We start from the raw sequence: 21222 nt of genomic DNA on the forward strand, positions 1-21222 counted from the left end.
TTTCAAGGCCAGCGGCGGAAAATCAGCGACGTATTGATGCCGCCGAAGGCGAAGTTGTTGTTCATGACGTATTCGTGGCTCATGCGGCGGCCTTCGCGCAGATAGTCCAGGTCGCCGCAGCGCGGGTCGACGTTCTGCAGGTTGAGCGTGGGCGCGTACCAGTCGCTGCGCATCATTTCGATGCTGAACCAGGACTCCAGCACGCCGCAGGCGCCCAGGGTGTGGCCCAGGTAGCTTTTCTGCGAGCTGATCGGCATGCGCGCGCCGAACAGGCTGTGGGTGGCCTGGGTTTCGGCGATGTCGCCTTGCTCGGTGGCGGTGCCGTGGCCGTTGACGTAGCCGATGGCGTCGGGCGCCAGGCCGGCGTCGGCCAGCGCCATTTCCATGGCGATGCGCATCGTGCGGGCTTCGGGCCGGGTGATGTGGGTGCCGTCGGAATTGCTGCCGAAGCCGACGATTTCCGCGTAGATCGTGGCGCCGCGGGCCTGGGCGTGTTCCAGCGATTCCAGCACCAGCATGCCGCCGCCTTCGCCGATGACCAGGCCGTCGCGGTCGCGGTCGTAGGGGCGCGGGGTCAGTTCGGGCGTGTCGTTCTTCTGGCTGGTGGCGTACAGGGCGTCGAACACCAGCGCTTCGCTGGGGCACAGTTCTTCGGCGCCGCCGGCCAGCATCAGGGCCTGGCGGCCGTAGCGGATGGCTTCGAAGGCGTAGCCGATGCCCTGGCTGCCCGAGGTGCAGGCGCTGGACGTCGGGATGATGCGGCCCTTCAGTTCAAAGAAGATGCCGACGTTGGCCGCAGTGGTGTGCGGCATCATGCGCACGTAGGAATTGGCGTTCAGGTCGTCGGTGACGCCGTTCAGCAGCATGTTGCCGAAGGCGCGGATTTCGGCGGTGCTGCCGACCGACGAGCCGCAGGCCACGCCCATGCGGCCATCGGCGATGGTCGGGTCGCCCAGGAGGCCGGCGTCGGCCAGCGCCAGTTCGGCGGCGCGCACGCTCAGCTGCGACACACGGCCCATGCTGCGCAGTTGCTTGCGGGTCCAGTGGGCGGGCACCTGGAAGTCGTCGATGGGGCCGCCCAGGCGGGTGTTCAGTTCGGTGTAGCGCGACCAGTCGGGCATGACCCGGATGGCGCTGCGGCCGGCCTGGAACGCCTGCTGGATGGTGGCCCAGTCGGACCCCAGCGCGCTGATGCCGGCCATGCCGGTGATGACGACGCGTTTCATCAGCAAAGACCTCCGTTGACGGCGATGACCTGGCGCGTGATGTAGGCGGCGCCGGGCGACATCAGGAATGCGACCGTGGCCGCGACTTCTTCGGGGCGGCCCATGCGCTGGGCGGGAATGGCTTTCAGGATTTCATCGACGGGCACGTGCTCGTCGATCATGTCGGTGTCGATCAGGCCGGGGGCCACGCAATTGACGGTGATCTGGCGCTTGGCCAGTTCCACGGCCAGGGCCTTGGCGGCGCCGATCAGGCCGGCCTTGGACGCGCTGTAGTTGACCTGGCCGCGGTTGCCGACCAGCCCCGAGACCGATGCCATGCAGACCACCCGGCCGGGGGCGCGGCGGCGGATCATGGGCATCGCCAGCGGGCTGAGCACGTTGTAGAAGCCGTCCAGGTTGGTGCGCAGCACCTGGTCCCAGTCGTCGCCGGTCAGGGCGGGAAAGGCGCCGTCGCGGGTCAGGCCGGCGTTGAGCACGACGCCGTAGTAGGCGCCATGGGCGTCGGTGTCGGCCTGCAGCACGGCGGCGCACTGGGCGCGGTCGGCCACATCGAACTGCAGCACGCGTGCCTGGCGGCCGCGGGCGGCGACTTCAGCCTGCACGGCTTCGGCCTGGGCGCGTTGCTGGCGGCAGTGCAGCACCAGGTCGTGGCCGGCGTCGGCCAGGGCCAACGCGATGGCGCGGCCGATGCCGCGGCTGGAGCCGGTGACGAGAATGGGAGCGGCGCTCATTGGGGCGAATCTTCCTGGATGAAAACGTTGGGGTCCTTGGGCTGGTAGACGTTCAGCCGGGCGGCCGCCAGCAGGCGGTCGCCGTCGCGCAGTTCGCATTCGAAGACGCTCATGCCGCTGTCGTCGATGAACCCGCGCTTGACGGGAATGGTGAGCACGGCGCCGGCCGGCAGACTGTCGGCGTGGCAATCGTAGCGGCGCGTGCCCAGCAGAAAGCCGAGCTTGACGGCGGTGCCGGCCAGCCGGGCCTGGCAGCCGGCCCAGGCGCCCACGGCCTGGGCCATGAGTTCCAGGCCCAGCCACGGCGGCAGCGAACCGTCGGGCAGCGAGTAGGGGCCGGGCTTGACGACCGCGCGCGCGGTCAGGCTGTCGGCGTCGTGCGCCAGCACCTCGTCGATCAGGATCGTGTTGCCTGCGTGCGGCAGCAGGCTGGCGATGGGCCAGGCGGTCATGATGGCGTCCCCAGGATCAGGCTGGCGTTGTTGCCGCCGAAGGCGAACGAATTGCTCATGGCCACGCGTGGCCGGCCCGGCGCATAGCGGTGCTGCGTGGTGGAGAAGTCCAGCGCGGGCAGGGCCGGGTCCGGCTGGCCGTCCCACACGTGGGGCAGCAGCCGGCCGTCGGCGTTGGCCGGCGCCAGGGTGATCCAGGCCAGCGCCGCTTCAAGCGCGCCGGCGGCGCCCAGCGCGTGGCCGGTCAGGGGTTTGGTCGAGGCGCACGGCACGCCTTGCGCAAACAGCGCGTGCACCGCCAGGCTTTCCATGGCGTCGTTGTGCTGGGTGCCGGTGCCGTGCAGGTTGACCCAGCCGATGTCGGCGGGCACCAGGTCGGCGGACCGCAGGGCGGCGCGCATGGCCTGCAGCGCGCCGGCGCCGGTGGGTTCGGGCGCGGACATGTGCCAGGCGTCGGAACTGGCGCCGCCGCCCAGCAGGGCCACCGCGTCATCGCCGGTGGATTCGCGCTGCATCAGGAACAGCACGCCGGCCTCGCCGATGTTGATGCCGCGGCGGTTGGCCGAGAACGGCAGGCACAGGGCTTCGTCCACCGCTTCCAGGGTGGCGAAGCCATTGATCGTCAGGCGGCACAGCGTGTCGGCGCCGCCGCAGACCACGGCATCGGCCAGGCCCAGGGCCAGCAGGCGCCGCGCGGACAGCAAGGCGCGGGCGCTGGAGGTGCAGGCGGTGGACAGCGTGTAGGCCGGGCCGGTGGCGCCCAGCCATTCGGCCAGGAACGAGGCGGGCGCGGACAGCACTTGGCGCCGGTAGTCGTAGCTGGCGGGCCAGGCGCCCTCGGCCGCCAGCGGGCGGAACGCGGGCGCGTTGTCGTTGACGCCCGACGTGCTGGTGCCCAGCACCACGGCGACCCGGTGCACGCCGTGGCGGGCCACCGCCGCGCGCAGCGGGGCTTCGATCTGGCGGGCCGCGGCCAGCAGCAACTGGTTGTTGCGGCTGTGGTGATGCGCCGCAAAGGTGTCGGGGATGGCGGGCAGCGGCGTGGCGCAGGCGCCCAGCGTGAGTTCGCGGCCGGCGACCCAGCCGGCCTGGCGGTGCATGCCGCCGGTGTCGCCGGCCAGGGCGGCGCGCGCCACGGTCTCGATGCCGGCGCCCAGCGCGCAGACCACGCCCGGGGTGCTCAACCAGGTGTTCATGGCTGCTCCTTCAGCGGCGCGACGTGCCAGGTGCCGCCGTCGGCATCGCGGATATCGAGTTCGCCCGCGGCCGCGCCTTGCGGCCAGCGTACGGTCCAGCGCGCCTGGCCGCGTTGCAGCAGCTCGCGCTGCGCTGCGCCGTCGGCCGCCTGGCTGGCGCGCCAGCTGCCCGCGCCATAAGCGGCGTCCAGTTCGGCTTCGGGTGTCCAGGCGAACACCAGGGCGGCGAACAGGTCGCGCGCCTGGGCGTTGGGCCGCAGGAAGCCGTCGTTGCGCCAGCGGCCGTCTTCGAGCATCTGGCGCGCCTGCGGCACGCCCATGGGGTCGAACAGCGACCAGCGCGTGGCGCCGGCCTCGCGCTGTACCACCAGCAGCGTGTCCTGCACGGGCTGGCCGGGGCGCGACTGCACCACGTGCAGCTGGCGCGGCAGGTCGAACGGCGCCAGTCGGGCAGGCACCGGCGGCGCCCCGGCGCACCCGGCCAGCAGCGCCAGGGCCAGCGCGGCTGCGGCCGTGTGGCGGATGGCGCGCGCCAGCGGCGGGAACGGGAAGAAAGCAGGCGTCATGGGCGGGTCAGGCGGGTACCGGTTCGGCGCCGGGCGCGCGGCACAGTTCGCTCAGCATGCGCAGGCGGCGCTGCGGGCTGGCCACGAACGGGTTGGTCTGGTCCCAGGCGTAGCCGGCCAGGATCGAACTGATCATGCGGCGGATCTCGGGTTGGGCATTTTCATAGAAGACCACATCCTGGAATTCGCCGCTGTACCAGCCTTGCACGTAGGCGCGGAAGGTCTCGACGCCGACCATCAGCGGGTCGGCGAAATCGGCCTGCCAGTCGACGGTGTCGCCGCCCAGCTGGCGGTGCAGGGCGTCGGCGGCCAGCTTGGACGAGCGCAGCGCGATGGTGACGCCGGACGAGAACACGGGGTCCAGGAATTCGGCGGCGTTGCCCAGCAGGGCAAAGCCCTCGCCGTGCAGCCGGGTGACGCTGGCGGAATAGCCGCCGATGGTGTTGGCGGGCGTGTCCCACACGGCGTTGCGCAGCACCCGCTTCAGGTTGGGGGCGGCGTCGGCCATGGCGCGCAGGGTGGTCATCAGGTCTTGGTCGGGGCCGCCGAACAGGTCCTGTCCGCCCACCACGCCGAACGAGCAGCGGCCGTTCGAGAACGGAATCAGCCAATACCAGATGCCGCTTTGTTCGGGATGCACGCTGATGAGAATCTTGTCGCGGTCAAAACCGGGGTCGTCGATGCGGTCTTCGATGTGGGTGAAGATGGCCTTGCGCGGCGGCATCGACGACGGCCGTTCCAGATCGAGCAGGCGCGCCAGCACGCGGCCGTAGCCGCTGGCGTCCAGCACGAACCGGCTGCGCACCTGGTATTGGCTGCCATCGGCGCCGCGCACGTCCAGGAGCGGGCCGTCGCCCGAGAAATCGGCGGCGGTCACTTCCTGCTGGTAGCGCACGTCTACCCCCTGGCGCGCGGCGTCGTCGGCCAGCACCTTGTCGAACTGGGCGCGCTGCACCTGGAAGGTGGTGCCGGGGCCGGCAGTGAACTTGTCGCGGAAATCAAAGTAGGTATAGCGTTCGCCGCGGGCGAAGGCGGCGCCGTTCTTGACCTGGAAGCCGGCCGCCTGCACGGCCGGCATCATGCCGGCTTCTTCGATGAATTCAAGGCAGTGGGCCAGCAGGCTTTCGCCGATGGAAAAGCGCGGAAACTGCTGGCGTTCGAGCACCAGGACGTCGTGCCCCTGGCGCTTGAGCAGCGCGGCGGCCACCGCCCCGGCGGGGCCTGCCCCGATGACAACCACTTCCCGATGTTCCATGCCGGATGTTTCCTTGAAGAATCGATAGAAAGAATGACGGTGTCAGGCCTTGGCCGCGGGCCGCACCCATGGCGCCCACAGCAGCGAAAAGCCCACGCCCAGCGCCACCGCCATGCCGAAGTTGGCGATGGCCGGGGTGCTGCTGACGGCCAGCAGGCCGAACGACAGCAAGGTGGTCAGGGCGCCCAGGACGATGCCCACCAGGCTGGCCGCCGCGCCGGCGACCCGCTCGTACATGAAGATGGCGTAGTCCACGCCGATGGCCGACACCAGCAGCAGCCCGAACAGGCTGAACAGCGTGAGCGGCTGGCCCAGGTAGCCCAGCGCGGCCAGGCTGCACGCGGTGGCGGCCAGCGGCACGGTGAGAATGCGCCAGGCGGCCGCGCGGCCCAGCGTCAGGCACAACAGCAGCGCCGCTACGGCGTACGACAGCAGCTTGAGTTCGGCGGCCTCGATGCGGGTGGCGGTGAACATGCGGTTCAGCTCGCCGCTGCGGTCCACCAGCGTGACGCCGGGCGTGGACTGGGCGATGGCGGCCAGGGCCGCCGGGTCGCGCAGCCCCAGCAGCGTGACCATGCCGGCGGCTTCGCCATCCCGCTGGCCCAGCCACAGCGGGCGCCAGCGTTCACCGACCTGGCCCTGCATGGCGGCGTCCAGCGTGACGGGCGGCAGGGCCGCCAGCGATTGAAGTTCCTGCCGGATGACGTCGAACGGCACGCCGATGTCGGTCAGCGGCTGCCAGGCCTGGGGCTGGTCGGCCAGCTGGTTCAGCGCGGCCGCGGCGGCCTGCTGATCGGCCATGGGCGCCACGCGCTGGCTCAGGGCGTTGTAGGCCTGCAGGCCGCCGGCAGCGACCAGCGTATCCAGTTGCCGCGCGATCTGCGCTTGCCGGCGCAGCAGTTCGTCCGGGTCTTGGGCGCGCACCAGGAAGAACTGGCTGGTGGGCATGAAACCGGTGATTTCGCCGATTTGGCGCGCCTGCTGCAACAGCGGCGCGGGCAGGGCGAGCCATTGGCGCAGGTCGTCCTGGATGTTCAGGCGGCCGATGCCGCCGGTAGTGGCAGCGGCCAGCAGCAGGGCGCCGGCCCACAGCACGCCGCGGCGGCCGGCCAGGCGTTCGCGTGCGGCCAGCGCCGCCTGGGCCCCACGCAGCAGCGGCGGCCAGGGGCGGGGGCGGAAGTTGCGCAGCCAGGCGGGCAGTTGGCATACGGTGCAGGCATAGGCGCCCAGCAGGCCGGCGGCGGAAAACACCGCGGTCTGGGTCAGGGCGGGAAAGGGCGTGAACGCCAGGGCCACGTAGCCCACCAGGCTGGCCGCCAGGCTGATGGTCAGGCCCGGCAGCACGCGGTGCAGCGCGGGCCAGGCGCGCCAGTCGGGCATGCCGTAGCTCTTGCCCAGCCAGTGCATCGGAAAATCGACCGCCACGCCGATCAGGCTGGCGCCGATCACCAGGGTCAGCACGTGGATCGAACCGAACACGGCCACGCAGGCCACCGTGCCGGCGATCAGGCCGACGACCACGGGCGCAAGCGCCAGCAGCGCCTGCCAGCGGCGCAGCGCCAGCAGCAGCACCAGCACGATGCCGGCAACCGCAATGCCGCCGATCCAGCTGCTTTCGGCCACGGCCTGGGCGCGCCCGGCCGCTGCGTACAGCGCGCCGCCGGCCACCAGCAGGTCGGCGCCGGTGGCGGCCAGCGCCTGGCGGTCTTGCGCGATCTGCGCGGCGATGCGCGCGGGGGCATTGCTGTCGAAGGCGTCTTCGCGCGTGGTGGCGCGTACCAGCACCCAGGCGCGGCCGTCATGCTCGGCCAGCAGCGTGCCGGTGGCCACGTCGTACTGCACCGCGCCGCCCGGGCGCAGCGCCTGTTCGCCCAGCCGGGTCAGGCCGAGCAGGTCCTGGTTGACCGGCACGGCGCTGGACGACGCAAAGGGGTCGACCAGTTCGCGCGCGCGGCGCTGGGCAAAGGCAGGAGTGTCTTCGAGCAACTGGCGGCGTTGCGCGGCGGACAGCAGGGCCAGGCGGTTGGCCAGCAGGATCGTGCGCAGTTCGGGCAGGTCGACGTCGACGTCGACCAACGCGGATTCGAACAGGCCGCTTTGCTGCCAGCGCTGCGCCAGCAGTCGCGCCGGGGCAGCGCTGTCACCGCCCGCGGGGGCCGCCACCAGCGCCACCAGTTGGCGGCTGAGCGGTTCCTGGATGCGGGCCTCGGCCAGTTGGCGGGTGGCGTCGGCCTGCGCCTGCGGCACCAGTTCCATCAGGTTGGCGGACACGGGCCAGCCGTTGCGGCACTGCCATGCGCCCAGGCACAGCAGCAGCAACAGCCCCAGCTTGAACAGCCGCGGCAGCCAGCGTTCAAAGGCCGAAGGCACGTTGCTCCTCGGGCGTCAGCGCGTCGGCCGCCACGGCGTCGGTCATCTGCAGCACGCTGCGGTCGCCTTGCACTTCACGCAGTTCGATGCGGTCGACCAGCTTGCCCCCGTTGATCTGGATATTTTCGAAGATCTGGCGCAGCAGCACCGAGCGCGGCAGCAGCATCAGCTGCCAGGCGTTGGCGTCGCCGGTGAGCGTCAGGTCGAAGTTCTCGCGCAGGCCGCTGGTGTCGCCAGCCAGCACGGACAGGAACAGGCGGTTTTCACGGCCGGCGCCGGTATGCTGCGGCAACGCCTGCCAGGCGCCGTCGGGGCCGCGGCGCGCAATGCCGTCGGCGCTGATGCGCAGGTCCTGCGCGATGGGGCTGCGCAGCAGCCACAGCAGCCCGCGGCCATTGGCCAGGGTGAAGTCGCCTCGGCTGGTCAGCGGCTGGGGCAGCGAGCGCAGGAATTTCTGCTGCACGAAGTGGCCGCGCACGATGGGGGTGGCGCGCAGTTGCTGCTGCAGGTCATCCAGCGTGAAGGCGTGGGCGGCCCAGGGCAGCATGGCCAGCGCGATGCACAGCAGCAGGCGCTGCACGATGCCGCCGGCCAGGCGGGGTAGCCCATTCGGCAACCCCCGCGGCAATCCTCGCGGCCACAAGCGATCCGGCAGCCCGGTCGGCAAAGGGTTCGGCTGGCGGTTCAGCCCGTGATGCGGCAGCGCGTTCGGGTAGCGGTTCATGCGGCGTGCTCCGAGGCATCGCTTTCAAGTTTGCGCCGCACCGCATCCACCAGGGCGGCAGGCGAGGCCAGCTGCATCTCGCGGGTCTGCATGCAGACGGCCACCTGCACGGAGCTGGCCCGGGTCAGGCGCTGGCCGGTCGTGGCCTCGCAGATGAGGTAGTTGATCTTCAAGCGGTTTTCCCATTCGACCAGCTCGGCGCGCACCACCAGGCGCTGGCCGAACTGGGCGGCTTGGGCGTAGCGCAGCTGTAGGTCGATGACCGGCCACACGTAGCCGCTGGCGCGCATGGCGTCATAGCCGTAGCCCAGGCTGTCGAGCAGTTCGCAGCGGGCTTCTTCCAGGTATTTGACGTAATGGCCGTGCCAGACGACGTTGATCGAATCGACGTCGTAGAAAGGCACCCGGATCTCGACTTGCGCGCCCAGGGCGCCGCGTTTACGCATCGTCTTTCCAGAAAGGGTAGAAGTTGAACCATTGCAGCGGCGCCTGGCGGCAGTGTGCGCCCAGGCGGTCGGCGTAACGCTGCGTCCAGGACGCGATCTGCGGCTGGCGCGTGGCGCGCGTCCATTCGATGCCGTCGCTCAAGCGTTCCATGGCCACGCGGTAGCGCGCGCCGTGGCGGGTGCAGAACAACAGGTTGACCGGGCAGCGCAGCAGGCCGGCCAGCAGCCAGGGCCCCTGCGGCAGCAGCGCGGCGCTGCCCAGCAGGTCGACCTGGGTCGTGCGGTCGCCGGCCAAGGGCACGCGATCGCCGGCAATGGCCAGCCATTCGCCGCGATCCAGACGCTGGGCCAGGTCGAGCATGACGCCCGCATCCAGTTCGCTGACCTGGATCATGCGCAGGCCGCCGCCGGCTTCGTCGAGCAGCCGGCCGAAATGCACGGCGTGCTTGGTGTGCACCAGCACGTTCAGTTTGAGCAGGCCGGATTTTTCGGCCAGTGCGCGGCACACCTCAAGATTGCCCAGGTGCGAACCCACCAGGATCTGGCCGCGCCCCACGCCCATCTGCGCATGCAGGGCGTCGGGGTCGATGATGTCCAGGTCGGCCAGCGTGATCTTGCCCTGCCAGACGTCCAGCTTGTCCAGCAGCGCCTGGGCAAATGCCAGGTACTGGCGGTAGACGGGCAAGGACCGGGGCAGCGGCGTGGCCAGGCCGCCGGCCGCGGCCAGCCGGCGCTGGTAGGCGGTGATGGCGCGGCGCGCGCGCGGGCCGAACACATAGAAATACAGCACCACGAGCCACACCACCGGCGCCACGGCGCGGCGGCCGATGTTGCGCGCGGCCCAGGCGGTCAGGCGCATCAGCAGGGGGCTGCCGCGTTCGGACTGGTCGGCCCAGTGGGGATCGGCGGCGGTCATGTGCGTACGCCTTTGGCCAGCCGGCGCAGCAGCAGCGCGGGCGAGCGCGCCAGCATGCCGAAGAACAGGCGGGCGTGCATGCGGCTGATCAGGACGTTGTCGCGCAGCGCCTTGAAATGCGACACGCCGCCCTCGGGGTAGACCACGCGGGTGGGCAGCCAGGCCATGGGCACGCTGCGCCAATGCAGCCGCACCAGAATGGCGATGTCGAAGTCCATGCGCCGGCCGACCTGCGCGCGGTCGATGACCGGCAGCACGGCATCCAGCGGATAGACGCGGAAACCGCACATGGCGTCGGGAATATCGAGCGACAGGGTATTGATCCAGACCCACACGCGGGTCAGCCAGCGGCCGTACAGGCGGCTGCGCGGCACATCGTCGCCATACACCGGGGCGCCGCAGATGACGGCTTGCGGCTGGTTGCGCGAGGCCTGCACGAAGGCGGCGGTGTCCGTCAGGGCATGCTGGCCGTCGGCGTCGACCTGCAGTGCGTGGCTGTAGCCCAGGCGGCGCGCCGCGCGCAGGCCGTCTTGCACGGCGGCGCCCTTGCCGCCGTTCTCTGGACGGCGCACCAGGTGCGTGTCCGGCCGGGTTGCCAGGCCGTCCAGCACCGCGGCGCAATCGGGCGCCGAGCCGTCGTCCACCAGCACGCAAGGCAGGCCCAGCGCCGCCAGTTGCGCGTGCACGGCGGCCACGGTGGCACCATGGTTGTACACGGGGATGACCGCGCAGAGCCTATGCGGCGTCATGGCAGCTTCCGTGCAGCACGCGGCCTGACGAGCAGGGCGCACCGTCCAGCGTGTAGGCGAAATACAGCTTCTGCTTGCCGGCATCCCAGCGCAGGGCCAGTTCGGCGACGTCGCCGGGGCGCAGCAAGCGCTGGAATTTCAGGGCTTCCATGCCGGCGAAACGCAGCCCGGGTTGCAGGTCGCGTTGCGTCAGCGACAGGGCCCAGGTGATCTGCGCCACGCCAGGCACCACGGGCGCGGTCGGGAAGTGGCCGCTGAAGTAGGCCAGGTCGCAGGGAATCTCGACGCGGTAGCGGCGTTCGTCGGCGCTGTCGGCGGGCTGGCTGTCGGCCATGGGATGCAGCGGACGCTCGCCCGCCGCGGCATCGAAATCCGCCTGCGGCATCTTGCCCTGGGCATTCCAGGGCAGTTGGCGCAGCAGCCGCCAACTGCGGGGAATGGCCAGCGAATCGACGTTTGCCGCCAGGTGCAGGCGCAGCGCGTCGACCACGGCGCGGCGGCCCTGGTTGCGCAGCGCGTGCAGGCCGGCTGCGGACAGCGCCACCAGCGCCGTCAGGCGCAGCGCGTCCGTGGGCCGGCCGACGCGGGCCTCGGCCGCGAAGGGGTGGTGCGCCAGCGCCTGTTCGATCATGGGCAGCGCGATGCGTTTTTCTTCGATCTTGACGATACGGTCCAGGCGGCCCAGCAGCTGGAAGCCGCCCGCGGTGAGGTCCGCGCCGTCGGCGGTCTGCTCGTCGGCGGCCTCGACCCAGGGCGACGCCACGCGCAGCGCGCCTTGGGCATCCAGGCTGATCGCCACGCCGGGCAGCGGCTGCCACGGGGCGGCGCCGCTGCGCCAGGCCACGGCGCCGGTTTCCGAGCTGCCGTAGATTTCGGTGGGGTGCAGGCCCAGCTGCTGCTCGATGGCGTCGGAGACGTCGGCGGGCAACGCGCCGCCCGACGAATAGATGCGGCCCAGGCGGCCGCGCAACTGGGCCCAGTCCAGCCGGTCGCCCAGCCGGCGCAGCAGCGCGGGGCTGGCGATCCAGGTGAACGCGGCGTGGCTCAGGCTGGCCTGTTGCAGGTCTTCGGGGTAATGGCGCTGGCGGCGGTCGATCAGTCGGCCGGCGCACAGGGGCCACAGCACGCGAAATGGCAGGCCATACATGTGCTGCGCCGACACGCTGCCCAGCACCGGGCCGATGGCGTCGGGCCATTGGCGCTGCAGGGCGTCGACTTCGCGCGCCAGCTGGCCCCAGCTTTTCAGGATGTGCTTGGGCGTGCCGCTGGAGCCGGACGTGCACAGCACCAAGGCCTGCGCCGGGTCCAGTGCGGCGGGCGGCAGGGCCGGCGCGTCTTGCAGCGTGTGCAGGCGCCAGGCCGGGCGCGCGGTGGGCGGCAGATCGGTGTCGGTCAGCCAGGCGTCGACACTGGCGTCGAGCAGCGTGCAGGTGGCGGGCCGTGCATCGCCGGGCAGCACGGCGGTGATGCCGGCGCGCCAGCAGGCATACAGGGCGGTGGCCAGCTCGGCCGCGTCATCGAACCAGAGCGCGGCGCGGCCGATCGCGCGGGCCTGCAGCGCACCGGCCACCGTCAGGCATTGCGCGGCGAATGCGGCGCGCGACAGGGGCGGGTCGTCGGCGACTGGCGCGTTGTCGGCGGGCAGCAGCAGATGCGTCAGGGGAATCCAGGCCACCGCTCAAACCGCCTTTGCCGCAGCGGGCCGCAGCAGCCATTCGCCGCCCAGCAGCAGGCCCATCAGCGCATAGCTGATGGCGCCGTTGTAGGCCGTCCACCAGGTCCAGGGGGCCCAGGCCGCCAGGGCGGCCGCGATGGCGCCGTTGAGGGTGAAAAAACCGCACCAGACCTGCGTGACCTTGCGCGTGTAGCGCACGCCGGCCTCGGGCAGATCGGGGTGGCGCAGCCGCGCCAGGCGTTCGATGACCGGCCGGCCCCGGCGCAGGCTGGCGCCGAACACGGCCAGCAGCATGGCGTTGATCATCACCGGGTACCAGCGCAGCCAGTCTTGCGAATTCGATACCGCCAGCACCAGGCAGAACGCCACGGCGGCCAGCGGCAAGAGGCGCCCGCCGGGCGTGTCGGCGCCGCGCGTCAGGGCGCGTGCCAGCCACAGCAGGGCCAGCGGCAGCGCCAGCCAGGCCGCGTCGACCCGCCCCAGCGTCGCATGCACGACGAAGGGGTAGGCCAGACCGGCTATGGCCAGGGCGGGCGCCGCGCCTCGCATCATGCGGCGGCGTCCTGCTGCTTCTTGCAGATGGCCTGCACCACGTCTTCGACCGTGCGCACGCTGCGAAAGTCGTTGGCGTCGAGCTTGCGGCCCGTCTGGCGGCGCACGTGGTCGATCAGGTCGATGGCATCGATGCTGTCGATTTCCAGGTCGGTGTACAGGTTGGCTTCTGGCGTGATGCGCTCGGGTTCGATCTCGAACAGTTCGCTGAGCGCATCGCGCAGCGTGTCGAAGATTTCGTCGCGGGTGTGCATAGTCAACTCCAATGCCTTAGTTGCGGCGCTGGGCCGCGACGAATTCGGCCAGGTTGGCAATGCTGGCGAAGTGCTCGCGCATGTTGCGCGTTTCGGGGTCGATCGTGATGCCGTAGCGCTTTTGCAGCGCCAGGCCCAATTCCAGCGCATCGACGGAATCCAGCCCCAGGCCGTCGCCGAACAGATGGGCCTCGCGGTCGATGTCGTCGGGCGTGATGTCTTCCAGGCCCAGGGATTCAATGACGAGCGTCTTGAGCTCGGTTTCCAGTTGATTCATCCAGCTTGCACTCCACTTGCGGCGCGGTTCGCGCTTGTTCGTTATCAGGCGTGTTCGTTATCGGTCTTGGCGGCCGGGAAGATGGCTGCCGGCGTTGCGTCAGGCCCCGCGATGCCGCTGGACGCATCGCGCGTCAGTTCGGCTTCGAAATAGGCGTGCAGGTAGTCGTTCATCTTGCGCCCGGCGATGGGCAGCGGGTGCGCATTGGACCATGTTGCCGGATCAATGTCTTCGCCAACCTGAATGACATAGCGCATGCGGCACGGCGGGATGCGATACCAGGGTTCGCCCTTGGTCAGGCTGCGCGGATTCATGCGGATGACCACCGGCGTCACCACGCGGGCGCCGCGCAGCGCGATGGCGCAGGCGCCGCGGTGGAACTGCGGCAGGCGGTCGGGCGGCGTGCGGGTGCCTTCCGGGAAGACGATCAGGGTTTCGCCGTTGCGCAGTACGTCGGCCGCGCGGTCGAACATGTCGAAGCTTTCATCGTTGGTGATGTAGCCGGCGTTGCTGATGGGGCCGCGCGTGAACGGGTTGGTCGCCAGGCCGTGCTTGACGATGCAGTTGGCATTCTTGACATGGCCCACCAGAAACACCACGTCGAGCAGCGACGGGTGATTGGCCAGGATCATCTGGCCGGGCTTGCCCAGGCGTTCGGCGCCCTTGAATTCGACCGTCAGGATGCCCACCCGCACCATGAAGCGGATGAAGAAGCGGAACGTGCCGTTCAGGGCCCAGCGCGCGCGGCGCTGGCGGTCGGCGGCATTGCCGGGGATCAGGCGCTGCGGCGGGAACACCACCAGGCGCAGCAGCAGCCCGCCCAGGCCGAACATCGTGAAGGCCATGCCGGTGGCGATCAGGCGCCAGAGCCAGAAGTCCTGGCGTGCGACGGCGGGAGCGGGGGAAAGCGGCGAGGGCGTCATGCCGAGCGGGTCCAGAGCCATTGGCGGGCGCGGTTGGCGTGCCGCCAGGTGGGGGTGTGCAGCGCCAGGTGGCGCAGCAGGTTCAGTGTATTGGGCCAGGGCTGCGACGCATCGGCGCCGGACGCATCGGTGGCAGCCTTGGCGGACAAGGCCGGGCGTGCAGCCGCTTCGAGACGCCAATCGGTGCCGGCGCGCAGGCGGAAGGCCGCCGAGTACGAGAAGGGCACGTCGTCGATCCAGGGCGCATACGGCGCGGGAGGGCGTTCTTCGGCCAGCACCACCAGCACGTCGGCGTGGCCGTCGGCCAGCAGCAGCCCGGCTTCCAGGAAAGCGTGTTCCAATCCGTCGTCTTCGACCGACAGGGCCACGGATTCGGTGGTTTCGCGGCGTATGATCGACCACTGTCCGGCGATGGCGTTGTGCACCGACAGGCCGAAGGCGGTGGGCGACAGCGGTTCGCCGGCAGCCAGGGATTGCAGCAGGCCGAAATTGCGAGTGGTCTCGCCATGGCGCGAGGCAAATACCAGCGGCATGGGGGCGTGGCCATCAGCCACCGGCCAGGCGCATTCGAACACCGAGCGCGCCATCGGGGTCAGGCGACGGCGCTGCATCGGAGGCAGGAATTCCAGGCGGGGCGGGCAGGTTTCGCCAACGGGACAATAAGGATGTTCAGCCCAATGCTTCCAGCTGCTCGCGTCTTCAATACCCGATGTCCAACCCTGCCACTGCGCGATTGAGAAGGTCAGCATAAGCGCGCGATATTACTATGATCGTAAATAGGTGAATTGTTTTTAGACGTTACTAAGATGTTGTTAACGGCACGTATTTGTCATTTTCAAATATCAATTTGTTACTAAATGGCGTGAGCAATCGGGAACTTGCCTTGTGGTGGGCCAGCCAAAGCGCCGCCCATCAATACCGGCCTGAGCAGCTATCCGCCGACGACGCTCGCCGCGCCCCAGCCATCCGCTCGGCCAAGGCCTGGCTTGACTGGCGCGTCAGCCGCGCGCTGCTGCAAGCCGTGCGCGCTGCCAGCGCCGGGCCCCACGCGCTGTCGCTGAGCCATAGTGGCGGCCACGCCCTGTGCGCGCAGGCGCCGGCCGGCCAGGCCGTCGGCGCCGACCTGGAACGCCTGCGGCCACGCGATCTCGACGCCCTGGCCGGCTGGGTGTGCAGCGACACCGAACGCGCCTGGCTGCAGGCCGCCGCCACGCCGTTGCGGCAGACGCGCTTCTACCTGCTCTGGACCCTGAAAGAAGCCTTCATCAAAGCCGCCGGGCTGGATTTTCCGGCGGACATGGCCTCGGTCGGCCTGGCGCCCCAGCCGGCGGGCCAACCGGCGCTGCGCCCGCCGCCCGGGCACTGGCGGGCGGCGGTCTGGCAACTGGGCGACGATTGGGTCGCGGCGGCTGTCTGGCAGATCGCCGCGGGCGCACCGGACCCGGGTATCGACTGGCGCACGGCGGCCGGCTGCGAGCTGCCGCCGCTGCGGCAATTGGGCCAATGGGAGGGCGGTGCCGGCTGAACCGCATCAGGCAGTTTTGCCTTGCGCAGTTAAAGATGTATTATTAATGCATGTTTAAAACCGGATGTCCGGCAACTCCGCCGGATCCATCCGCAGCGCAAGGAGCAGTCGATGTTGAGCCCGCAGATCCGCGCCCTGGTCAAGGCCACGGCCCCCGTCCTGAAGACCCATGGGGTGGCGTTGACCCGCCATTTCTACGCCCGCATGTTCGACGGCAACCCCGAACTCAAGCACGTCTTCAACCAGGGGCACCAGGCCGGCGGCGAACAGCAGCAGGCGCTGGCCGGCGCGGTGGCCGCCTATGCCGAGCACATCGACGACCCGTCGGTGCTGGCGCCGGTGGTGACGCGCATCGTGCACAAGCACGTCAGCCTGGGTATCCGCCCCGAGCATTACCCGATCGTGGGCCGCCACCTGCTGGCGTCCATCCGCGAGGTGCTGGGCGAGGCCGCCACCGATGAACTGGTGGACGCCTGGGCGGCCGCCTACGGCCAACTGGCCGACATGCTGATCGCCGAAGAGGCCCGCCTGTACGCGGAGTCGGCGGCCAAGCCGGGCGGCTGGACCGGCTGGCGCGCCTTCCGCGTGGTGGGCAAACAGCCCGAAAGCGCGGACATCACCTCGTTCTACCTGGCGCCGGCCGACGGCGGCACGGTGCCCGACTACCGTCCCGGCCAGTACGTGTCGGTGCGCATCTTCGTGCCCGAACTGGGCCTGATGCAGCCGCGCCAATACAGCCTGTCGGACGCGCCGGGGCAGGACCGCCTGCGTATTTCCGTCAAGCGCGAACCCGCGGGCGCAGAGACGCCTGCCGGCCGCGTCTCCAACGCGCTGCATGACCGCCTGCAGGAAGGCGGCGTGCTGGACGTGGCCCCGCCGCAGGGGGATTTTCACCTGCGCGCAGACAACGCCGCGCCCGTGGTGCTGGTGAGCGGCGGGGTGGGCCTGACGCCCATGATGTCGATGCTGAACCACCTGGTGGCCACCGACGATCCGCGCCAGATCCGCTTCGTGCATGGCTGTCGCAATGGCGCGGTGCATGCCATGAAAGACCACGTGAACGCAGTGGCCGCCGCGCGCGGCAACGTGCGCAAAGCGGTGTTCTACGAAGAAGTCGCCAGCGGCGACCAGCCGGGGCGCGACTACGACCATGCCGGCCGCGTCGACCTGCGCGCCATCCGCGACCAGGCCATCGTGCCGGACGCCGACTACTACCTGTGCGGCCCGGCCGGCTTCATGCGGGCCCAGCGCGAGACGCTGCTGGCGTTGGGGGTGGCGGCGGACCGGATCCACGCCGAGGCCTTCGGCAGCGGCGGCGCACCCGCCTGACCGGTGTATCCTGGCGCCCATGCAACTGACCCGATTCACCGACTTCGGCCTGCGCGTCCTGATGTACCTGACGCAATGCCGCGACCGGCCCGCGGCGGTCACCATTCCGGAGATCGCCGCGCGCTTTGACGTGTCGCGCAACCACCTGGTCAAGGTGGTGCATTTCATGTCGCAGCGCGGCTGGGTCAGCACGTCGCGCGGCAAGGGCGGCGGCCTGGCGCTGGCGCATCCGCCGGGGCAGTACCGGCTGGGCGACCTGGTGCGCGAACTGGAACAGCAGGGCCCCCTGATCGACTGCCGCGAGCCGCCCTGTGCGCTGGACGGCGCCTGCCGCCTGGCGGGCGTGCTGGCGCAGACGCTGCAAGCCTTCTACGAGGCACTCAACAGCCATACGCTGGCCGACCTGGTGCGCGACCCCACGGCCGCGGCCATCATCAAGCTGCATCGCGCGGCGTAGGCCTGCCCCTGTCGCGGCGTACGGCCGGCTCTGTCGTGCGCATGTCGTCCGTCGCGTGGGCCGGCTCGCGCCCAGGCCCATGAGCCTGGGTTATGGCCACCCCGAACCTGGTGATTTGCTACCGTTCGTCTCACCCTCCAGAATAGAAAGGTTGCCAATCTTTTATTTGGATGCAGGTATGCGCGTGTGCGTAATCGGGGCCGGGGTGGTGGGCGTAACGTCGGCCTATTTCCTGGCGCGCCAGGGGCATGACGTGGTGCTGGTGGATGCGCATGCGCACCCGGCCGAGGTCTCCAGCTATGCCAATGGCGGCCAGCTCAGCTACAGCTACGTGGCGCCGCTGGCCGGGCCAGGGGTGCTGCCCAGCGTGCCCGGCTGGTTGCTGCGTGGCGATTCGCCGCTGCGCTTTCGGCCGCGGCTGGACCCCCACCAATGGCGCTGGAGCCTGCAATTCGCTCTGGCCTGCCGCGCGTCGGTGGCGCGCGACTCCACCGCGCAACTGCTGGCGCTGTCGTATCTGAGCCGCGACGCCATGCACACCCTGCTGGAACAGGAAAACCTGGAATTCGGCCATCTCAAGAACGGCAAGCTGATCGCCTACCGCAGCGTGGCCCTGCTGGACAAGGCGCGCGCGCTGGTGGCCTACCAGGCCGCCCATGGGTCCGACCAGCAGGTGCTGGATGCCGCCCAGACGCTGGCGCGCGAACCCGCGTTGGCCGGTATGGGCGCCAGCCTGGCAGGTGCTATCTACACCCCCAGCGAAGAGGCGGGCGATTGCCGCCAGTTCACGCAGGCCCTGTTCGACCGGCTGCAAGGCGTGGCCAATGTGCAGTGCGCCATGTCGAACCCGGTGTCGGGTTTGCAGCGGGAAGGCCGCCGCATCGTGGCCGTGCACACCCGCGACGGCGATATCGGGGCGGACGCCATCGTGCTGGCCACGGGCATCGGTACGCGCGACCTGCTGCGGCCGCTGGGGCACGACGTGCCCTTGTATCCGCTGAAGGGCTATAGCCTGACCGTGCCGCTGGCGGGCGACGACACCGTGGCGCCGCGCATCAGCGTCACCGACTACGAACGCCGCATCGTCTACGCCCGCGTCGGCGGAGTGTTGCGCATTGCCGCCATGGTCGACATCGGCAGCGGCAACGCCGACATCGACCCCGTGCGTATCGCGCTGCTCAAGCGCCAGGTGGCCGAAGCCTTTCCGGCGCTGGACCTGGCGCAGGCCATTCCCTGGGCCGGCCTGCGTCCGGCCACGCCCACGGGCAAGCCGCTGATCGGCCGCAGCCCGGCCGCCGACAACCTGTGGCTGAACATCGGCCAGGGCGCGCTGGGCTTCACCCTGGCCTGCGGCAGCGCGGCGCTGCTGACGGCGCGCATGGCGGGGTTGCAGGCGCCGCTGGACGAGGCGATGTTCCGGCCCTGACCGCGGCGTGATCCAGGCTGGCGTCGCCGCCTCGTGGCGGCGGGGCTAGCGAAATGTCCATTTCAAGATAGTCTGTGCCAGTTCATCGGCAGACGGGCGCGCGGGCGCTCAATAGGATGGCGGTCATCTGCTGGCCGGGCGCTTGCCTCGCCGCGGATGAGCCGATTCCCCTCCTGCGAGTGAACCCATCATGTCCTACCTGTTTCCATTGTTCGCCATCCTGTTCTGGGCGGGCAATGTCATCGTCTCCAAGATGGCCGCCAGCGCCATCTCGCCCACCGCCATCACCTTCTACCGGCTGATCCTGGCGCTGGCGATCATGAGTCTGTTCACGGCCGTGCCCGCCTGGCGCAACCGCAAGACCATCCTGCGCCATTGGCCCAAGCTGGCGCTGTACGGCGCGCTGTCCTCGGCCCTGTTCCAGGCGCTGTCGTATCGCGCCGCCGAAACCACCACCGCCACCAACATGGCCATCCTGACTGCGCTGATCCCGCTGCTGAGCATGCTGCTCAGCGTGGTGATCCTGCGTGATCCGCTGACGCTGGGCATGGCGGCCGGGGGCGCACTGTCGTTCCTGGGGCTGATGTACCTGGTGGGGCAGGGCGACATGCTCAGCGTGTTCCAGCACGGCATCCACGTGGGCGACGGCCTGATGCTGCTGGCGGCGTTTTCCTATGCGCTGTACGGCGTGCTGCTGCGCCACTGGAAGGTGCCGGTGCCGGCGTGGCAGTCCACTTTCGTGCAGTCGATCTTTGCGCTCTTGTACATGCTGCCGCTGTATTTGCAGGTGCCCGCGGCGCAGGCCGCGCTGGACACGAAGACGATTCCGCTGATCCTGTATGCCGGCATTTTCTCGTCGGTGCTGCTGTCGTTCCTGTGGATCGAAGGCGTGCACCGCCTGGGGCCCAACCGCTGCAGTATCTTCATCAACCTGCTGCCGCTGTTCACCGCGCTGGCCGCCTTCGTGCTGCTGCGCGAGCAACTGCACGGCTATCACCTGCTGGGCGGCGCGGTGACGCTGGCCGGGGTGTTGCTGGCGCAGACGGTGCAGCGGCCCTTGTTCGGCCGCGACCGGGCGGCGGGGCTGGCCGCCGGCAAGGTCTGACGCAATCGGTTCTGGCCGCGCGGGATTCACTCCTGTTCAAGACAGGCCCGCGCGGCCCTTCCATAGTGGCGCTTTTCGCACGGAGCGCCCATGAGCCTATTCCAGAAAACCGCCATCACGCTGGCGCGCAGCCCGGGCATCGGCCGGGCCATGCGCGGCCTGGCCGCCCGGACCTCGCTGGCGCGGCGTTTCGTCGGCGGGGCCGACATCGACCAGGCCGTGCGCACCGCGGTCCGGCTGCGCGAAGCGCACGGCATCCGCGCGTCGCTGTTCTACCTGGGTGAATACGTGGCCGACCCGGCCGCCATCGAACACAACGTGGGCCAGGCGATCGAGGCGGCAACGGCCCTGGGCCAGGCGGGGCTGGATGTGCACGTCTCCATCGACCCCACCGCCATCGGCTACATGCGTGATGACGCGCTGGGGGCGGGCAACGCGCGGCGCATCGCCGACAGTGCGCGCCAGGCGGCGGCCGGCGGCCGCGATTGGGTGGTGCTGGACATGGAAGACTCGGCCATCCGCGACCGCACCTGCGCGCTGCATCGCGCGTTGCTGGCGGCGGGCCTGCCCATCGGCCTGACCTTGCAGGCGCGGCGCCGCCGCACCCCCGAAGACCTGGCCTGGGCGATCGGCCAGCGCACCTCGCTGCGGTTGGTGAAGGGCGCCTTTCCCGAACGCGCGCTGGATCACCCGGGCCGCGCCGGCATCGACCACGCCTATCTGGACGCCGCGTCCATCATGTTGTCGCCCGCCGCGCGCGCGGCCGGCTTTCTGCCGGTGTTCGGCACCCACGATGACCGCCTGGCCGGCGCCATCATGGCGCTGGCCCGCGAGCGCGGCTGGGCGCCCGATGCCTTTGAATTCGAGATGCTCTACGGCGTGCGGCCCGACTGGCAGCTGGCGCTGCGCCGGCTGGGCTATAACGTCAGGGTGTATCTGCCGTTCGGCGCCGACTGGTGGCCCTATGCCATCCGCCGGGTGGGCGAAAATCCCCGCAACGCCTGGCTGCTGGCGCGGTCGCTGGCGTCGGAGGCCGACTATTTCGGATAGCCGCCATCGCCGCCGCGG

Annotated in this window: 23 protein-coding genes; 6 read left to right on the forward strand and 17 right to left on the reverse strand. The window is 70.1% G+C overall.

The window, feature by feature from the left end; all coding sequences use genetic code 11:
- Window positions 1-2: 2 nt before the first annotated feature.
- Genes U858_RS0101465 through U858_RS0101545 form a run of 17 tightly spaced genes read right to left on the reverse strand, consistent with a single transcriptional unit; the run spans window position 3 to window position 15061 of the window.
- Entirely contained in the window at window positions 3-1226 is a 1224-nt protein-coding gene (locus U858_RS0101465) for a beta-ketoacyl-ACP synthase (RefSeq protein WP_025135416.1), read from the reverse strand.
- Window positions 1226-1957, reverse strand: a complete 732-nt coding sequence (fabG, locus tag U858_RS0101470) for a 3-oxoacyl-ACP reductase FabG (protein WP_025135417.1) — start codon at window positions 1955-1957, stop codon at window positions 1226-1228. Before fabG ends, U858_RS0101465 begins: the two co-directional genes overlap by 1 nt.
- Window positions 1954-2409, reverse strand: a complete 456-nt coding sequence (locus tag U858_RS0101475; RefSeq protein WP_025135418.1) for a hotdog family protein — start codon at window positions 2407-2409, stop codon at window positions 1954-1956. Before U858_RS0101475 ends, fabG begins: the two co-directional genes overlap by 4 nt.
- Window positions 2406-3605, reverse strand: a complete 1200-nt coding sequence (locus U858_RS0101480; RefSeq protein ID WP_025135419.1) for a beta-ketoacyl-ACP synthase — start codon at window positions 3603-3605, stop codon at window positions 2406-2408. The genes U858_RS0101475 and U858_RS0101480 overlap by 4 nt, the downstream gene beginning before the upstream one ends.
- Window positions 3602-4171: a DUF3261 domain-containing protein gene (locus U858_RS0101485; RefSeq protein ID WP_029953420.1), complete on the reverse strand. Its 570-nt coding sequence runs from the start codon at window positions 4169-4171 to the stop codon at window positions 3602-3604. The genes U858_RS0101480 and U858_RS0101485 overlap by 4 nt, the downstream gene beginning before the upstream one ends.
- Before the next feature lie 7 nt (window positions 4172-4178).
- The gene (locus U858_RS0101490) at window positions 4179-5426 is read right to left on the reverse strand and encodes an NAD(P)/FAD-dependent oxidoreductase (RefSeq protein ID WP_025135421.1); all 1248 of its coding nucleotides are present in this window, start codon (window positions 5424-5426) and stop codon (window positions 4179-4181) included.
- Between the two features lie 42 nt (window positions 5427-5468).
- Window positions 5469-7796 (reverse strand): MMPL family transporter, encoded by a 2328-nt coding sequence (locus U858_RS0101495; RefSeq protein ID WP_025135422.1) that lies wholly within the window; start codon window positions 7794-7796, stop codon window positions 5469-5471.
- Window positions 7780-8520, reverse strand: coding sequence for an outer membrane lipoprotein carrier protein LolA (locus U858_RS0101500; protein WP_232786467.1), 741 nt, complete (start codon window positions 8518-8520; stop codon window positions 7780-7782). Before U858_RS0101500 ends, U858_RS0101495 begins: the two co-directional genes overlap by 17 nt.
- A complete protein-coding gene (locus tag U858_RS0101505; RefSeq protein ID WP_025135424.1) occupies window positions 8517-8966 on the reverse strand; it encodes a thioesterase family protein in 450 nt (149 codons plus the stop codon). Before U858_RS0101505 ends, U858_RS0101500 begins: the two co-directional genes overlap by 4 nt.
- Complete coding sequence (locus U858_RS0101510) at window positions 8959-9882, reverse strand: glycosyl transferase (protein ID WP_025135425.1); 924 nt, start codon at window positions 9880-9882, stop codon at window positions 8959-8961. Before U858_RS0101510 ends, U858_RS0101505 begins: the two co-directional genes overlap by 8 nt.
- Window positions 9879-10631, reverse strand: a complete 753-nt coding sequence (locus U858_RS0101515; protein WP_025135426.1) for a glycosyltransferase family 2 protein — start codon at window positions 10629-10631, stop codon at window positions 9879-9881. Before U858_RS0101515 ends, U858_RS0101510 begins: the two co-directional genes overlap by 4 nt.
- The gene (locus tag U858_RS0101520; RefSeq protein ID WP_025135427.1) at window positions 10618-12306 is read right to left on the reverse strand and encodes an AMP-binding protein; all 1689 of its coding nucleotides are present in this window, start codon (window positions 12304-12306) and stop codon (window positions 10618-10620) included. Before U858_RS0101520 ends, U858_RS0101515 begins: the two co-directional genes overlap by 14 nt.
- 3 nt (window positions 12307-12309) lie before the next feature.
- Complete coding sequence (locus U858_RS0101525) at window positions 12310-12858, reverse strand: membrane protein (protein ID WP_025135428.1); 549 nt, start codon at window positions 12856-12858, stop codon at window positions 12310-12312.
- Window positions 12855-13112: an acyl carrier protein gene (locus U858_RS0101530; protein WP_025135429.1), complete on the reverse strand. Its 258-nt coding sequence runs from the start codon at window positions 13110-13112 to the stop codon at window positions 12855-12857. The genes U858_RS0101525 and U858_RS0101530 overlap by 4 nt, the downstream gene beginning before the upstream one ends.
- 16 nt (window positions 13113-13128) lie before the next feature.
- Entirely contained in the window at window positions 13129-13389 is a 261-nt protein-coding gene (locus U858_RS0101535) for a phosphopantetheine-binding protein (protein ID WP_025135430.1), read from the reverse strand.
- A gap of 44 nt (window positions 13390-13433) precedes the next feature.
- On the reverse strand, window positions 13434-14312 hold the full coding sequence (locus U858_RS0101540; RefSeq protein ID WP_025135431.1) for a 1-acyl-sn-glycerol-3-phosphate acyltransferase: 879 nt from the start codon (window positions 14310-14312) through the stop codon (window positions 13434-13436).
- Entirely contained in the window at window positions 14309-15061 is a 753-nt protein-coding gene (locus U858_RS0101545; RefSeq protein ID WP_025135432.1) for a beta-ketoacyl synthase chain length factor, read from the reverse strand. The genes U858_RS0101540 and U858_RS0101545 overlap by 4 nt, the downstream gene beginning before the upstream one ends.
- A gap of 113 nt (window positions 15062-15174) precedes the next feature.
- Here U858_RS0101545 and U858_RS0101550 point away from each other — a divergent pair, with 113 nt between their 5' ends.
- The 6 genes from U858_RS0101550 (at window position 15175) to U858_RS0101575 (ending at window position 21204) form a co-directional block, all read left to right on the forward strand.
- A complete protein-coding gene (locus tag U858_RS0101550) occupies window positions 15175-15837 on the forward strand; it encodes a 4'-phosphopantetheinyl transferase superfamily protein (RefSeq protein WP_025135433.1) in 663 nt (220 codons plus the stop codon).
- Between the two features lie 111 nt (window positions 15838-15948).
- On the forward strand, window positions 15949-17166 hold the full coding sequence (hmpA, locus tag U858_RS0101555) for an NO-inducible flavohemoprotein (protein ID WP_025135434.1): 1218 nt from the start codon (window positions 15949-15951) through the stop codon (window positions 17164-17166).
- A 19-nt stretch (window positions 17167-17185) separates the two neighbouring features.
- On the forward strand, window positions 17186-17623 hold the full coding sequence (locus U858_RS0101560) for an Rrf2 family transcriptional regulator (protein WP_025135435.1): 438 nt from the start codon (window positions 17186-17188) through the stop codon (window positions 17621-17623).
- 178 nt (window positions 17624-17801) lie between these two features.
- Window positions 17802-19049, forward strand: a complete 1248-nt coding sequence (locus U858_RS0101565; RefSeq protein ID WP_025135436.1) for a D-amino acid dehydrogenase — start codon at window positions 17802-17804, stop codon at window positions 19047-19049.
- A gap of 190 nt (window positions 19050-19239) precedes the next feature.
- Window positions 19240-20154 carry a DMT family transporter gene (locus U858_RS0101570; protein ID WP_025135437.1) on the forward strand — a complete coding sequence of 305 codons (915 nt, stop codon included), beginning with the start codon at window positions 19240-19242 and terminating at the stop codon, window positions 20152-20154.
- A 90-nt stretch (window positions 20155-20244) separates the two neighbouring features.
- Window positions 20245-21204 carry a proline dehydrogenase family protein gene (locus U858_RS0101575; protein ID WP_025135438.1) on the forward strand — a complete coding sequence of 320 codons (960 nt, stop codon included), beginning with the start codon at window positions 20245-20247 and terminating at the stop codon, window positions 21202-21204.
- Window positions 21205-21222: the final 18 nt, after the last annotated feature.

It is taken from the genome of Achromobacter sp. DH1f, assembly GCF_000633435.1.
In the GTDB taxonomy this organism is placed as follows: Bacteria; Pseudomonadota; Gammaproteobacteria; order Burkholderiales; family Burkholderiaceae_B; genus Achromobacter; species Achromobacter deleyi.

What these genes read in the sequence shown, in the direction of transcription:
- U858_RS0101465 (WP_025135416.1), bottom strand. Translation starts at nt 1,226, where the DNA reads ATGAAACGCGTCGTCATCACCGGCATGGCCGGCATCAGCGCGCTGGGG.
- U858_RS0101490 (WP_025135421.1), bottom strand. Translation starts at nt 5,426, where the DNA reads ATGGAACATCGGGAAGTGGTTGTCATCGGGGCAGGCCCCGCCGGGGCG.
- U858_RS0101505 (WP_025135424.1), bottom strand. Translation starts at nt 8,966, where the DNA reads ATGCGTAAACGCGGCGCCCTGGGCGCGCAAGTCGAGATCCGGGTGCCT.
- U858_RS0101475 (WP_025135418.1), bottom strand. Translation starts at nt 2,409, where the DNA reads ATGACCGCCTGGCCCATCGCCAGCCTGCTGCCGCACGCAGGCAACACG.
- U858_RS0101575 (WP_025135438.1), top strand. Translation starts at nt 20,245, where the DNA reads ATGAGCCTATTCCAGAAAACCGCCATCACGCTGGCGCGCAGCCCGGGC.
- fabG (WP_025135417.1), bottom strand. Translation starts at nt 1,957, where the DNA reads ATGAGCGCCGCTCCCATTCTCGTCACCGGCTCCAGCCGCGGCATCGGC.
- U858_RS0101485 (WP_029953420.1), bottom strand. Translation starts at nt 4,171, where the DNA reads ATGACGCCTGCTTTCTTCCCGTTCCCGCCGCTGGCGCGCGCCATCCGC.
- U858_RS0101535 (WP_025135430.1), bottom strand. Translation starts at nt 13,389, where the DNA reads ATGAATCAACTGGAAACCGAGCTCAAGACGCTCGTCATTGAATCCCTG.
- hmpA (WP_025135434.1), top strand. Translation starts at nt 15,949, where the DNA reads ATGTTGAGCCCGCAGATCCGCGCCCTGGTCAAGGCCACGGCCCCCGTC.
- U858_RS0101565 (WP_025135436.1), top strand. Translation starts at nt 17,802, where the DNA reads ATGCGCGTGTGCGTAATCGGGGCCGGGGTGGTGGGCGTAACGTCGGCC.
- U858_RS0101480 (WP_025135419.1), bottom strand. Translation starts at nt 3,605, where the DNA reads ATGAACACCTGGTTGAGCACCCCGGGCGTGGTCTGCGCGCTGGGCGCC.
- U858_RS0101545 (WP_025135432.1), bottom strand. Translation starts at nt 15,061, where the DNA reads ATGCTGACCTTCTCAATCGCGCAGTGGCAGGGTTGGACATCGGGTATT.
- U858_RS0101510 (WP_025135425.1), bottom strand. Translation starts at nt 9,882, where the DNA reads ATGACCGCCGCCGATCCCCACTGGGCCGACCAGTCCGAACGCGGCAGC.
- U858_RS0101570 (WP_025135437.1), top strand. Translation starts at nt 19,240, where the DNA reads ATGTCCTACCTGTTTCCATTGTTCGCCATCCTGTTCTGGGCGGGCAAT.
- U858_RS0101525 (WP_025135428.1), bottom strand. Translation starts at nt 12,858, where the DNA reads ATGATGCGAGGCGCGGCGCCCGCCCTGGCCATAGCCGGTCTGGCCTAC.
- U858_RS0101500 (WP_232786467.1), bottom strand. Translation starts at nt 8,520, where the DNA reads ATGAACCGCTACCCGAACGCGCTGCCGCATCACGGGCTGAACCGCCAG.
- U858_RS0101530 (WP_025135429.1), bottom strand. Translation starts at nt 13,112, where the DNA reads ATGCACACCCGCGACGAAATCTTCGACACGCTGCGCGATGCGCTCAGC.
- U858_RS0101540 (WP_025135431.1), bottom strand. Translation starts at nt 14,312, where the DNA reads ATGACGCCCTCGCCGCTTTCCCCCGCTCCCGCCGTCGCACGCCAGGAC.
- U858_RS0101515 (WP_025135426.1), bottom strand. Translation starts at nt 10,631, where the DNA reads ATGACGCCGCATAGGCTCTGCGCGGTCATCCCCGTGTACAACCATGGT.
- U858_RS0101560 (WP_025135435.1), top strand. Translation starts at nt 17,186, where the DNA reads ATGCAACTGACCCGATTCACCGACTTCGGCCTGCGCGTCCTGATGTAC.